This window comes from Burkholderia mayonis (assembly GCF_001523745.2).
Taxonomy (GTDB): domain Bacteria; phylum Pseudomonadota; class Gammaproteobacteria; order Burkholderiales; family Burkholderiaceae; genus Burkholderia; species Burkholderia mayonis.
On sequence record NZ_CP013386.1, the window covers coordinates 3,350,952 to 3,362,964 of the forward strand.

The 12,013-nt window shown below is 67.3% G+C and carries 13 protein-coding genes; 9 read left to right on the plus strand and 4 right to left on the minus strand.

Annotated features, from left to right (window positions below; genetic code table 11):
• Positions 1–8 precede the first annotated feature (8 nt).
• From WS70_RS16095 to WS70_RS16110, 4 genes are all read right to left on the minus strand, one after another.
• The gene (locus WS70_RS16095; protein WP_059596765.1) at positions 9–863 is read right to left on the minus strand and encodes an NUDIX hydrolase; all 855 of its coding nucleotides are present in this window, start codon (positions 861–863) and stop codon (positions 9–11) included.
• Between the two features lie 11 nt (positions 864–874).
• A complete protein-coding gene (locus tag WS70_RS16100; protein WP_059596766.1) occupies positions 875–1,489 on the minus strand; it encodes a LysE family translocator in 615 nt (204 codons plus the stop codon).
• 89 nt (positions 1,490–1,578) lie between these two features.
• The gene (locus tag WS70_RS16105; protein WP_059471975.1) at positions 1,579–2,145 is read right to left on the minus strand and encodes an adenine phosphoribosyltransferase; all 567 of its coding nucleotides are present in this window, start codon (positions 2,143–2,145) and stop codon (positions 1,579–1,581) included.
• Positions 2,146–2,229: 84 nt separating this feature from the next.
• Entirely contained in the window at positions 2,230–4,239 is a 2,010-nt protein-coding gene (locus WS70_RS16110) for a monovalent cation:proton antiporter family protein (protein WP_059471767.1), read from the minus strand.
• A gap of 126 nt (positions 4,240–4,365) precedes the next feature.
• On the opposite strand from WS70_RS16110, the gene kdsD reads away from it, so the two are divergent.
• The 9 genes from kdsD to hprK all read left to right on the plus strand — a co-directional run bounded on the left by kdsD (position 4,366) and on the right by hprK (position 11,994).
• Positions 4,366–5,349, plus strand: coding sequence for an arabinose 5-phosphate isomerase KdsD (kdsD, locus tag WS70_RS16115; protein WP_059471768.1), 984 nt, complete (start codon positions 4,366–4,368; stop codon positions 5,347–5,349).
• Positions 5,349–5,888 (plus strand): KdsC family phosphatase, encoded by a 540-nt coding sequence (locus tag WS70_RS16120; protein ID WP_059471769.1) that lies wholly within the window; start codon positions 5,349–5,351, stop codon positions 5,886–5,888. The genes kdsD and WS70_RS16120 overlap by 1 nt, the downstream gene beginning before the upstream one ends.
• 4 nt (positions 5,889–5,892) lie before the next feature.
• Positions 5,893–6,507 (plus strand): LPS export ABC transporter periplasmic protein LptC, encoded by a 615-nt coding sequence (lptC, locus tag WS70_RS16125; RefSeq protein WP_059471770.1) that lies wholly within the window; start codon positions 5,893–5,895, stop codon positions 6,505–6,507.
• Positions 6,508–6,525: 18 nt separating this feature from the next.
• On the plus strand, positions 6,526–7,191 hold the full coding sequence (gene lptA / locus WS70_RS16130; RefSeq protein WP_059471771.1) for a lipopolysaccharide transport periplasmic protein LptA: 666 nt from the start codon (positions 6,526–6,528) through the stop codon (positions 7,189–7,191).
• Positions 7,188–7,964: an LPS export ABC transporter ATP-binding protein gene (gene lptB / locus WS70_RS16135; protein WP_010113867.1), complete on the plus strand. Its 777-nt coding sequence runs from the start codon at positions 7,188–7,190 to the stop codon at positions 7,962–7,964. The genes lptA and lptB overlap by 4 nt, the downstream gene beginning before the upstream one ends.
• 167 nt (positions 7,965–8,131) lie before the next feature.
• Positions 8,132–9,640: an RNA polymerase factor sigma-54 gene (locus tag WS70_RS16140; RefSeq protein ID WP_059596767.1), complete on the plus strand. Its 1,509-nt coding sequence runs from the start codon at positions 8,132–8,134 to the stop codon at positions 9,638–9,640.
• 152 nt (positions 9,641–9,792) lie between these two features.
• Positions 9,793–10,152 (plus strand): ribosome hibernation-promoting factor, HPF/YfiA family, encoded by a 360-nt coding sequence (gene hpf, locus WS70_RS16150; protein WP_010101605.1) that lies wholly within the window; start codon positions 9,793–9,795, stop codon positions 10,150–10,152.
• Between the two features lie 235 nt (positions 10,153–10,387).
• A complete protein-coding gene (gene ptsN, locus WS70_RS16155) occupies positions 10,388–10,897 on the plus strand; it encodes a PTS IIA-like nitrogen regulatory protein PtsN (protein WP_059471773.1) in 510 nt (169 codons plus the stop codon).
• A gap of 128 nt (positions 10,898–11,025) precedes the next feature.
• Entirely contained in the window at positions 11,026–11,994 is a 969-nt protein-coding gene (gene hprK / locus WS70_RS16160; RefSeq protein ID WP_004195225.1) for an HPr(Ser) kinase/phosphatase, read from the plus strand.
• Positions 11,995–12,013 lie beyond the last annotated feature (19 nt).

Below are 12,013 nucleotides of genomic sequence, written 5' to 3' on the forward strand. Positions count from 1 at the left end.
ATTCGCGCTCAGCAAAACGGCGGCGGCGGCGCGAACAGCGCGTCGAGCCCGCGCGCGTCGTCGGGCGGGATCGCGCGGTGGCGCAGCAGGCTGTCGAGCATCGCGAGGCTCGCATCGACGGTGGCTTCGCCCGCGCGCAGCCATGCGACCACCTCGTCGACGCCGGCGAGCAGGTGCTCGGCGACTTCGCCGTCCTGGTTGTGAGGCGCGAAATCGCCCGGCAGCGGCAAGTCGTAGATGAAAATCTGCTCGGCCTGCGTGCCTTCCGGCAGCGAGCACAGCACGTGCGCGATGCGGCCGGGAATCGCGCGCGCGGCGAGGTCGGCCGGAATGCCCGCTTCTTCCCAGCATTCCTTCGCGATCGTGTCCTCGATCCCGAGTCCCCAGCCGATGCCGCCCGCGACGACGTTGTCGAGCATGCCCGGATCGGTCGCCTTGGTCGCGCTGCGGCGGCCGAGCCACATCCGAAGCGGCGCCGAAGGCGCATATTCTACGATGCCGTTCAGATGCACCGCGTACGTCATCGTACCGAAGAAGCGCGACGCCGCCCGCTCGATGTACGCGAGCGGCGGATCGTCGAAGCGGTTGCGGATCGCATAGATCTCGTCGCGCCAGCCGACGATCGCGCCTTCCGCCGCGAGCGCGCCGATCGGGCTCGCGAGCGCCATGCTGCGTGCGTCGACGCTGTCGTAGCGCGCGGAAAGCTCGACGCATCCCGCCGGAAAATCGAACACGTCGGGCCAGCGCGCAAGGCGTGCGACGTCGTCGCGGCGCAGCCAGCCGACCTGCCGGCCGGCGATCCGGAACGGCAGGTGCGCGAACGCGTCGAAGTGGCGCGCGGCGGCGATGCACGGAAACGTCATCGCAATCTCCGTCAGTCCTTCAGCGCGACGCGCAGGCCGAGCGCGATGAACGTCGCGCCCGCGAACCGGTCGAGCCACACGCCGACGCGCGGCCGGCGCTTGAGCCACACGCCGATCACGCCCGCGCCGACGCCGAACACCGAGAACACGACGGCCGTCTGCGCCATGAAGAGCGCGCCCAGCTCGAGCATCTGCAGCGCGACGGGTTGCGCGCCGTGCGGATCGACGAATTGCGGCAGGAACACGACGAAGAAGAGCGTTACCTTCGGATTCAGCAGATTGCCGATCACGCTCTGGCGGAAGATCGTCGACAGCGGCTGCGGCGCGCGCTCGTGCGCGGTCGCGAGGCCCTTGCTGCGCAGCGCCTTGACGCCGATCCAGATCAGGTACGCGCCGCCCGCGAGCTTGAGCAGATGGAACGCGACGGGCGACGAGCGCAGCAGCGCGGCGACGCCGAACGCGGCGAGCGTCGTGTGAAACAGCACGCCCGACGCGAAGCCGAGCGCCGCGACGATGCCGGCCGCGCGGCCTTGCGAGATGCCGCGCGCGAGCACTTGCAGGTTGTCGGGGCCGGGCGCGACGGTGATCGCGATCGACGTGGCGAGGAACAGCATGAAGTTGGGCATCGCGGGCTCGCTTGAATCGGCGGACAAGTGGACTGACGCTGAATGAAACCTGAACCGGGGGACGGACGACGCGCGGCGGCGCGCCGCGCTCAGTGTCCGGGAAATTCGGTGACCGTATAAAGCGGCAGGCCCGCCTGGCGCAGCAGCGCCGAGCCGCCGAGATCCGGCAGGTCGACGATCGCCGCGCCTTCGACGACGACCGCGCCGAGCCGCTCGAGCAGGTTCTTGCCCGCCATCATCGTGCCGCCCGTCGCGATCAGGTCGTCGACGATGACGACGCGGTCGCCCGGCCGGCAAGCGTCCTCGTGGATCTCGACGGTCGCCGTGCCGTACTCGAGCGCGTACGACTCGCGCTGCGTCTTGTGCGGCAGCTTGCCGACCTTGCGGATCGGCACGAAGCCGACGGAAAGCTCGTACGCGACGATCGGCGCGATGATGAAGCCGCGCGCATCGAGGCCGGCGACGTAATCGAGCTTCGCATCGACGTAGCGCTCGACGAACAGATCGACGAGCACGCGCAGCGCCTTCGCGCTCTGCAGCAGCGGCGTGATGTCGCGGAACATCACGCCCGGCTGCGGCCAGTTCGGCACCGTGCGGATGCGGCTGTGAATGAACTCGACGGGATCGAGCTGCGCGTCCGACGACGTGGACATCATGAAAATCTCCGAAAAAAACGGCGCCGAATCACGCGCTGTTCGTCGATCGCTCGACAACCCAAAAAAATCAGCGGCCGCACGATATCACGCCGCCACGGTCGATCCGCCGTCGCGCCGGTGCCGCGACAGCCGCTCCTCGGCCTCCGCGAGCGCTTCCGGCAGCCCGCGCAGCACGACGATGTCGCTCGCGCGCAGCTTCGTCTCGGGGTCGGGCTCGACGCCGCGAATCCCGTGGCGGCGGATCGCCGTCACCTCGAGGCCGAGCGCGAACAGCCCCAGCTCGGCGAGCGAGCGGCCGACCGCGTCCGCTCGCGCGTCGACGGGCACCGATTGTAGCCGCACCTGCTCGTGATCGTCGTCGTCCGCGTCGTCGGCGCCGCGGAAATAGCCGCGCAGCAGGCTGTAGCGCGCGTCGCGCATCTCCTCGACGCGCCGCACGACGCGCCGCATCGGCACGCCCATCAGCACGAGCGTGTGCGACGCGAGCATCAGGCTCCCCTCGACGATCTCCGGAATCACCTCGGTCGCGCCCGCGGCGAGCAGCTTCTCGAGGTCGGCGTCGTCGACGGTGCGCACGATCGCGGGCAGCGTCGGCTCGAGCTCGTGCACGTTGTGCAGCACGCGCAGCGCGGACGGCGTGTTCGCGTAGGTGATCGCGACGGCCGCCGCGCGGTGGATGCCCGCCGCGAGCAGCGACTCGCGGCGCGCGGCGTCGCCGAACACGACCGATTCGCCCGCCGCCGCGGCCGCCGTCACACGGTCCGGATCGAGGTCGAGCGCGACGTACGAGATTCCTTCCTGTTCGAGCATCCGCGCGAGGTTCTGCCCGGCGCGGCCGTAGCCGCAGATGATCACGTGGCCCTTCTGCTTGATGCTCTGCGTCGCGATCCGCGTCATCTGCAGCGACTGCTGCATCCATTCGGCCGACGACAGCCGCATCGCGATCCGGTCGGCGTTCTGGATCAGGAACGGCGCGGCGAGCATCGACAGCAGCATCGACGCGAGGATCGACTGCAAGAGCGTCGCGTCGACGAGATGCCGGTCGAGGATCAGGTTCAGCAGCACGAAGCCGAATTCGCCCGCCTGCGCGAGCCCGAGGCCCGTGCGCATCGCGACGCCAGGCGTCGCGCCGAACGCGCGCGCGAGCCCCGTGATCATCACGCTCTTCAGCAGCACCTGGCCGGCGAAGAAGCCGAACACGAGGAACGGATGCCGCCAGATCACGCTCGGATCGAGCAGCATCCCGGTCGTCACGAAGAAGAGGCCGAGCAGCACGTCGCGAAACGGCTTGATGTCCTCCTCGACCTGATGCCGGTACGGCGTCTCGGAGATCAGCATCCCGGCGATGAACGCGCCGAGCGCGAGCGACAGGCCGAAGCGATCGGTGATGAACGCGGCGCCGAGCGTGACGAGCAGGAGGTTCAGCACGAACAGCTCCTGCGAGCGCCGCCGCGCGACGACGTTCAGCCACCGCGTCATGAAGCGCTGGCCGACGATCAGGAGCAGCGCGAGCGCGACGACGATCTTCACCGCCGCGAACCCGAGCGACATCACGAGATCCTTCGACGACTCGCCGCCGAACGCGGCGATCACGATGAGGAGCGGCACGACGGCGAGATCCTGGAACAGCAGCACGCCGAAGATGTTGCGGCCGTGCTCGGTTTCGATCTCGAGCCGCTCGGCGAGCATCTTCGAGACGATCGCCGTCGACGACATCGCGAGCGCGCCGCCGAGCGCGACGCTGCCTTCCCACGTGATGTGCATCCAGCGCTCGAAGAGCGCGCCCAGCAGCAGCGCGATCGCGATCGTGCCAAGCACCTGCGCGAGCCCGAGCCCGAACACGAGCCGGCGCATCGCGCGCAGCTTCGACAGCGAGAACTCGAGGCCGATCGAGAACATCAGGAATACGACGCCGAACTCGGCGAGATGCTCGGCCCGTTCGAGGTCGGCCGCGAAGCCAAGCGCGTGCGGGCCGACGACGATGCCGACCGTCAGATAGCCGAGCATCGGCGGCAGGTTCAGCGAACGGAACACGACGACGCCCGCCACCGAGGCAAGCAGCAGCAGAAGCGTCATTTCGAGCGGGGAAATCACGGGCGAAGCGTCCTCGTTCGTCGTCGGCGCCGCATGACGGACGCCGGGTTGGGCCGGGAGAATACTCGGGAAGGTGGGCGCAAGGGGCCCGGCGCGGCGAACAAACGCCTTTGCTATACTCCGCGCATGATAGCGAAAATCAATGATGATCGGGCGCTCGCGCTCGCCCGCGACGTGCTCGACATCGAGGCGAACGCCGTGCGCGCGCTCGCCGATCAGCTCGACGGCGAGTTCGTCGCCGCGGTCGGGCTGCTTCTGAATTGCAGCGGCCGCGTCGTCGTATCCGGGATCGGCAAATCGGGGCACATCGCCCGCAAGATCGCCGCGACGCTCGCCAGCACCGGCACTCCCGCGTTCTTCGTCCACCCCGCCGAGGCAAGCCACGGCGATCTCGGCATGGTCACGAAGGACGACGTGTTCGTCGCGATCTCGCACTCAGGCGAATCGGAGGAACTCGTCGCGATCCTGCCGCTCATCAAGCGGCTCGGCGCGAAGCTGATCGCGATGACGGGCCGCCCGGCATCGAGCCTCGCGACGCTGTCCGACGTCCATCTGAACGCGGGCGTCGCGAAGGAAGCATGCCCGCTGAACCTCGCGCCGACGGCGAGCACGACGGCCGCGCTTGCGCTCGGCGACGCGCTCGCCGTCGCGGTGCTCGACGCGCGCGGCTTCGGCTCGGAGGATTTCGCGCGCTCGCATCCGGGCGGCGCGCTCGGCCGGCGCCTCCTCACGTACGTACGCGACGTGATGCGCATGGGCGACGAGGTGCCCGCCGTCCCGCTCGACGCGACGCTGTCCGACGCCCTCTTCCAGATCACCGCGAAGCGGATGGGAATGACGGCCGTCGTCGACGAAGCGGGCCGCGTGGCCGGCATTTTCACCGACGGCGACCTGCGGCGCGTGCTCGAGCGCGACGGCGATTTCCGCCGTCTGCCGATCGTCGACGTGATGACGCGCAACCCGCGCACGATCGCGCCGGACCATCTCGCCGTCGAAGCGGTGGAACTGATGGAACGCCACCGGATCAACCAGATGCTCGTCGTCGACGACAAGGGCGCGCTGATCGGCGCGCTCAACATGCACGATCTGTTCTCGAAGAAGGTGATTTGATGTCCGCGTCCCCTGTCACGGCGGCCGAACGCGCGAGCCGCGTGAAGCTGATGATTTTCGACGTCGACGGCGTGCTGACCGACGGCGGCCTCCATTTCACCGCGACGGGCGACACGATGAAGTCGTTCAACACGCTCGACGGCCACGGCGTGAAGCTCCTCGGCGAAGCGGGAATCGCGACCGCGATCGTCACCGGCCGCCGCTCGGACGCGGTCGCCGCGCGCGCGAAGGAAATGCGGATCGCGCATCTGCATCAGGGCGTCGAGAACAAGCTGGCCGTGTTCGGCGAACTGCTGCGCACGCTCGGCCTCGAAGCCGGGCAGTGCGGCTACATGGGCGACGACTGGCCGGACCTCGCGGTGATGCTGCGCTGTGGCTTCGCCGCCGCGCCGGCGAACGCGCATCCGGACGTGATCGCGCGCGCGCACTGGGTCGCCGAGGCCCGTGGCGGTCATGGCGCGGTGCGCGAAGTGTGCGACGCGGTGCTGCGCGCGCAGCACCGCTACGACGCGCTGCTTGCAGCCGCCTGCGGAGCCTGACCGAATGGACGGCAAATTCCGGCTGACATCGATGATCCCGCTCGTCGCGATGGCGGCGCTCGCGGGCGGCACGTACTGGCTGCTGCAGGCAACGCTGCCGCCGCCCGGTGAGAGCGTCGTGCGTCCGAAGTCGCACGCGCCCGACTATTTCGCGGATAACTTTTCCGTCACCGAGCTCGACCAGACGGGCTCCACCCAGTACCGGCTGACGGCCGCGGGCCTCGTCCATTACGAAGACGACGAGACGAGCGACCTGACGCAGCCTGCGCTACGCGCGTTCCAGCCCGGCAAGCCGACCGTGACCGCAACCGCGAAGCGCGGCACGGTCAACGGCGACGTGTCGATCGTCGATTTGTATGACGAAGCGCGGATCCTGCGCGCGGCGGGCGGCACCGACCCGCAGATGCAGGCGGACTCCGAGCATTTCCGGGTGTTGGTCAACGACGATGTGATCGAGACCGAAAAGCCGGTTAAACTTCAGCGCGGCCTGTCGATCGCGAACGCCGCCGCCGGGATGAAGTACAACAACGTCACCCGAGTCATCGAACTCTACGGCAACGTGCGCGGCACGATCGCCGCTTCCGACGCGTCCGGCGGCGCTCCAGGCCAACCCAAGTAACTCACCACGCGGGACTGCATGAACGAATCGTTCCCTTGTTTATTTCAGAGCGGTGCACGCCGCGTCGTCCGCGCCGCACTCGCGGCGGCGCTCGTCGCGATGCCGCTCGCGGGCGTCGCGCCCGCGGCCCATGCCGAAAAGGCCGACCGCGACAAGCCGATCAACGTCGAAGCGGACAACCTGACCTATGACGACCTGAAGCAGGTCACGGTCGCGACGGGCAACGTCGTCATCACGAAGGGCACGATCCTGATCAAGGGCGACCGCGTCGAGGTGCGCCAGGATCCGCAGGGCTACCAGTACGCGACCGCGACGGCGAGCGGCAAGAAGCACGCGTCGTTCCGCCAGAAGCGCGAAGGCCTCGACGAATACGTCGACGGCGACGCCGAGCGGATCGACTACGACGGCAAGCAGGATCTGACCACGCTGACGACGAACGCGACCGTGCGCCGCCTGCAGGGTCTGTCCACCGTCGCCGACACGGTCCACGGCAGCGTGATCACGTATGACGGCCAGCGCGACTTCTACACCGCGCGCGGCGGCAAGGACGTCGCCGGGCCGGGCAATCCGGGCGGCCGCGTGCGCGCGATGCTGACGCCGAAGAACAGCGGCCCCGCGCCGCTGTCCGGCAGTCCGGCTCAACTCGCGCCGTCGAACAACATCCAGGGGACACCGAACCCGTGAACGCGCTCCCCAATCGCCAGCCGGCCGGCACGTCGAGCTCGCTCGTCGTGCGCAACCTGAAGAAGCGCTACGGCACGCGCACCGTCGTCAAGGACGTGTCGCTCGACGTGAAGAGCGGCGAGGTCGTCGGCCTGCTCGGCCCGAACGGCGCCGGCAAGACGACGTCGTTCTACATGATCGTCGGCCTCGTGCCGCTCGACGCGGGCGACATCTCGCTGAACGGCAGCCCGATCAGCCTGATGCCGATCCACAAGCGCGCGTCGCTCGGCCTGTCGTATCTGCCGCAGGAAGCGTCGGTGTTCCGCAAGCTGACCGTCGAGGAGAACATCCGCGCGGTGCTTGAGCTGCAGCACGACGACAACGGCAAGCGGCTGTCGAAGGACGAGATCGGCGCGCGCGCGGAAGCACTGCTCGAAGAGCTGCAGATCGCGCATCTGCGCGAGAATCCGGCGCTGTCGCTGTCGGGCGGCGAGCGCCGCCGCGTCGAGATCGCGCGCGCGCTCGCGAGCAACCCGAGCTTCATCCTGCTCGACGAGCCGTTCGCGGGCGTCGACCCGATCGCGGTGCTCGAGATCCAGAAGATCGTGAAGTTCCTCAAGCAACGCAACATCGGCGTGCTGATCACCGATCACAACGTGCGCGAGACGCTCGGCATCTGCGATCACGCATACATCATCAGCGACGGATCGGTCCTCGCGTCCGGCGCCCCGAAGGACATCATCGAAAACGAAAGCGTACGGCGCGTCTACCTCGGCGAGCACTTCCGCATGTAAGCGGCGCGGGACACGATCCCGCCGCCGCCCTTTCCCCGGCGCGACCCGCGCCCTCGCTCCGCACGCCCGGCTCGCGCCGCTCGTGCGCATTCGCGCGCCAAGCGTCATTCCGGATGCCTCAACGCGCCGCCCTCGTGGCAAACTTCCGGTACGACTCCCTTTTTGCCATGAAAGCCAGCCTCCAACTCCGCCTGTCGCAGCATCTCGCGCTCACCCCCCAGCTTCAGCAGTCGATCCGGCTGCTGCAGTTGTCGACGCTCGAACTGCAGCAGGAAGTCGCGATGGCGGTCGCGCAGAATCCGCTTCTCGAAAACGAAGACGACTGGATCGCGAGCCCGCTGCGCGTTGCGGCCGATGGCTCGGTGATCGCGCAGACGCCCGCATCGTCGGCGCCCGAGCCAATGCAGGGCGCATCGAACGGCACGAGTGCGACGAATGAGCGCACCGAGCGCGACGAGCCTGCGGGCGTCGACGAATACGACAGCTATTCGGCCGACAGCGGCGATGCGAGCCAGTGGAACCTCGACGACTTCGGCCGCTCGCCCTCCGCCTCGGACGACGACGATCTGCCGCCGATGCAGATCCACGAAACGGCGACGTCGCTGCGCGACCATCTCGCCGCGCAACTGCGCGTCACGCAAGCGAGCCCGCGCGATCGCGCGCTCGTGATGTTCCTGATCGAATCGCTCGACGACGACGGCTATCTGACCGCGTCGCTCGAAGAAGTCCTCGCCGATCTGCCGCCGGAGCTCGAGGTCGACCTCGACGAGCTGAACGCGGCGCTCGCGCTGCTGCACAGCTTCGATCCGGCAGGCGTCGGCGCGCGCTCCCCGTCCGAGTGCCTGAAGTTGCAATTGCTGCGGCTGGATCCGTCCCCGACGCGCGCGCTCGCACTCGACATCGTGTCACAGCATCTCGAGCTGCTCGCCGCGCGCGATTTCACGCGCCTGCGCAAGCAACTGAAGGCATCCGACGACGAGCTGCGCGATGCGCACGCGCTCATCCGCTCGCTCGAGCCGTTCCCCGGCGCGGCGTACGGCAAAGCCGAAGCGGATTACGTGGTGCCCGACATCATCGTGAAGAAGACGGGTCAGAACTGGCAGGCGGAACTCAACCCGGAAGTCGTCCCGCGGCTGCGGATCAACCATCTGTACGCGAACATCCTGCGCAATAGCCGGGGCGATCCGAGCGCGGGTTCGCTCAAGCAGCAACTGCAGGAAGCGCGCTGGCTGATCAAGAATATTCAGCAGCGATTCGAGACGATCCTGCGCGTCGCGCAAGCGATTGTCGAACGTCAGAAGAATTTTTTCGCGCACGGCGAAATTGCGATGCGCCCCTTGGTTTTGCGGGAAATAGCTGATACGCTGGGCCTACACGAGTCGACTGTCTCCCGTGTGACAACCGGCAAGTACATGCTGACCCCGTTCGGCACACTTGAATTTAAGTACTTCTTCGGATCGCACGTTTCGACAGACACCGGAGGTGCCGCGTCGTCGACGGCAATCCGCGCCCTCATCAAACAACTGATAGGAGCCGAAGACCCCAAATCCCCTCTTTCGGATAGTCGCATAGCCGAACTGCTAGCGGAACAAGGGTTCGTGGTCGCGCGCCGCACGGTTGCCAAATATCGCGAAGCCCTCAAGATCCCGGCGGTAAATCTGCGCAAGTCTCTGTAGCCCGTCGCCACGCGGTGGGCGTTTTCCGGCCGCCGCATCGTCGACGGCAAAGTCGGCCGACCGATCCGCTCGCTGCGGCGAGCGTCGGCAAACGAAATCGGCAGGCGCTGCCGCCTCTATGCGGAAGGTGGTCATTAGCTTGGAGAAGCACTATGAACCTGAAGATCAGTGGACACCATCTCGAAGTCACACCTGCTATCCGCGAATACGTGATCACCAAGCTCGACAGGGTGCTACGGCATAGCGATCAGGTCATCGATGGCGCTGTGATCCTCACGGTCGACAATCACAAGGAGAAGGACAAGCGGCAAAAGGCGGAAATCACGCTGCATCTGAAGGGCAAGGATATCTTCGTCGAAAGCGCGAACGGCGATATGTACGCCGCGATCGATCTGCTGATCGACAAGCTCGACCGGCAAGTCGTCAAGCACATGGAGCGTCTACAAACGCACGCGCACGAGCCGATCAAGCACCATCAGGTGGCCGAGCAAATCGAACTTCCGCCGCAATGAGCCGTGGCGCGGCAGCGCTGGCCGAACCGCCCGCTTCGACGGGCGGTTTTTTATTGTGCAAACCGCTGTGGCGCGACGCGCGAACACTGCACAATAGAAGCGTTTCTCGACGTTTCGCACAGCGCGCGGCGCCGTCTGCAGTGCTCTATAATGTCTCGGTTATTATCGGGGGCGATGAGCCGGCTCGCCGCGCTTCACAGGTCTCCTTCGCCTAACGCCGTCCTTTTTGACCGACATGGAAAATCAGTCCGCCGCGAGGAGATCCCAGGCCGCCCCTATGCCTGCCAACATGAATCGCCTAGCCAAAATCCTGCCTCTGGAGAATGTCGTCATCGACCTCTCCGTCACCAGCAAGAAACGCGTCTTCGAACAAGCCGGCCTGATCTTCGAGAATCAGAACGGCATCGCCCGCAGCACCGTCACCGATAATCTGTTCGCGCGCGAGCGTCTCGGCTCGACGGGTCTCGGCGAAGGGGTCGCCATTCCGCACGGCCGGATCAAGGGGCTCAAGCACCCGCTCGCCGCGTTCGTGCGGCTCGCCGAGCCGATCCCGTTCGAGGCGCCGGACGGCCAGCCCGTCTCGCTGCTGATCTTCCTGCTCGTGCCGGAACAGGCGACGCAGCAGCACCTCGAAATCCTCTCCGAAATCGCCCAACTGCTGTCCGATCGCGACACCCGCGAGCGTCTGCACACCGAAACGGACCGCGACGAGTTGCATGGACTCCTGACTCAGTGGCAACCTTAAGCTGATCGGGGCGGTTCGTTCCCCATTGCGTCGCGGCCCGCGCCGCCGAGCCGAGCCGCCCGCCGCCGGGCCGGAGCCGCAACCTTCGTTGCAGCGTCCGGGCGCCGGCTCCTTGGAGTAACGGACTCATGGATACGTCCAGCATCAACGCCCAGAGCATCTTCGACGACAACGCGGCCATGCTGAAGCTCAGCTGGCTGACGGGGCATGAAGGCTGGGAACGCGGGTTTTCCGCCGACACGGTCGCGAATGCGACGTCGAGCGCCGACCTCGTCGGCCACTTGAACCTGATCCACCCGAACCGGATCCAGGTGCTCGGCGAAGCCGAGATCGACTACTACCAGCGCCAAACCGACGAAGATCGCTCGCGCCACATGGCCGAGCTGATCGCACTCGAGCCGCCGTTCCTGGTGGTCGCAGGCGGCGCCGCCGCGCCGCCCGAGCTCGTCCTGCGCTGCACGCGCTCGTCGACGCCGCTCTTCACGACGCCGATGTCGGCCGCCGCGGTGATCGACAGCCTGCGCCTCTACATGTCGCGGATCCTCGCGCCGCGCGCGACGTTGCACGGCGTGTTCCTCGACATTCTCGGAATGGGCGTGCTGCTGACGGGCGATTCGGGCCTCGGCAAGAGCGAGCTCGGCCTCGAGCTGATCAGCCGCGGCCACGGGCTCGTCGCCGACGACGCTGTCGATTTCGTCAGACTTGGCCCCGATTTCGTCGAAGGGCGCTGCCCGCCGCTCCTGCAGAACCTGCTCGAAGTGCGCGGCCTCGGCCTTCTCGACATCAAGACGATCTTCGGCGAGACCGCGGTCCGCCGGAAGATGAAGCTGAAGCTGATCGTCCAGCTCGTGCGGCGGCCGGACGGCGAATTCCAGCGGCTGCCGCTCGAAAGCCAGACGGTCGACGTGCTGGGTCTGCCGATCAGCAAGGTCACGATCCAGGTCGCGGCGGGCCGCAACCTTGCGGTGCTCGTCGAGGCGGCGGTGCGCAACACGATCCTGCAACTGCGCGGCATCGACACGCTGCGCGACTTCATGGACCGCCAGCGCCTCGCGATGCAGGACCCGGACAGCCAGTTCCCCGGCAAGCTCGTGTAACTCGCGCCGGCTCCCGCCG

What these genes read in the sequence shown, in the direction of transcription:
- ptsN (WP_059471773.1), top strand. Translation starts at nt 10,388, where the DNA reads ATGGAAAATCAGTCCGCCGCGAGGAGATCCCAGGCCGCCCCTATGCCT.
- kdsD (WP_059471768.1), top strand. Translation starts at nt 4,366, where the DNA reads ATGATAGCGAAAATCAATGATGATCGGGCGCTCGCGCTCGCCCGCGAC.
- lptA (WP_059471771.1), top strand. Translation starts at nt 6,526, where the DNA reads ATGAACGAATCGTTCCCTTGTTTATTTCAGAGCGGTGCACGCCGCGTC.
- lptC (WP_059471770.1), top strand. Translation starts at nt 5,893, where the DNA reads ATGGACGGCAAATTCCGGCTGACATCGATGATCCCGCTCGTCGCGATG.
- hpf (WP_010101605.1), top strand. Translation starts at nt 9,793, where the DNA reads ATGAACCTGAAGATCAGTGGACACCATCTCGAAGTCACACCTGCTATC.
- WS70_RS16100 (WP_059596766.1), bottom strand. Translation starts at nt 1,489, where the DNA reads ATGCCCAACTTCATGCTGTTCCTCGCCACGTCGATCGCGATCACCGTC.
- WS70_RS16120 (WP_059471769.1), top strand. Translation starts at nt 5,349, where the DNA reads ATGTCCGCGTCCCCTGTCACGGCGGCCGAACGCGCGAGCCGCGTGAAG.
- WS70_RS16095 (WP_059596765.1), bottom strand. Translation starts at nt 863, where the DNA reads ATGACGTTTCCGTGCATCGCCGCCGCGCGCCACTTCGACGCGTTCGCG.
- hprK (WP_004195225.1), top strand. Translation starts at nt 11,026, where the DNA reads ATGGATACGTCCAGCATCAACGCCCAGAGCATCTTCGACGACAACGCG.
- WS70_RS16105 (WP_059471975.1), bottom strand. Translation starts at nt 2,145, where the DNA reads ATGATGTCCACGTCGTCGGACGCGCAGCTCGATCCCGTCGAGTTCATT.
- WS70_RS16140 (WP_059596767.1), top strand. Translation starts at nt 8,132, where the DNA reads ATGAAAGCCAGCCTCCAACTCCGCCTGTCGCAGCATCTCGCGCTCACC.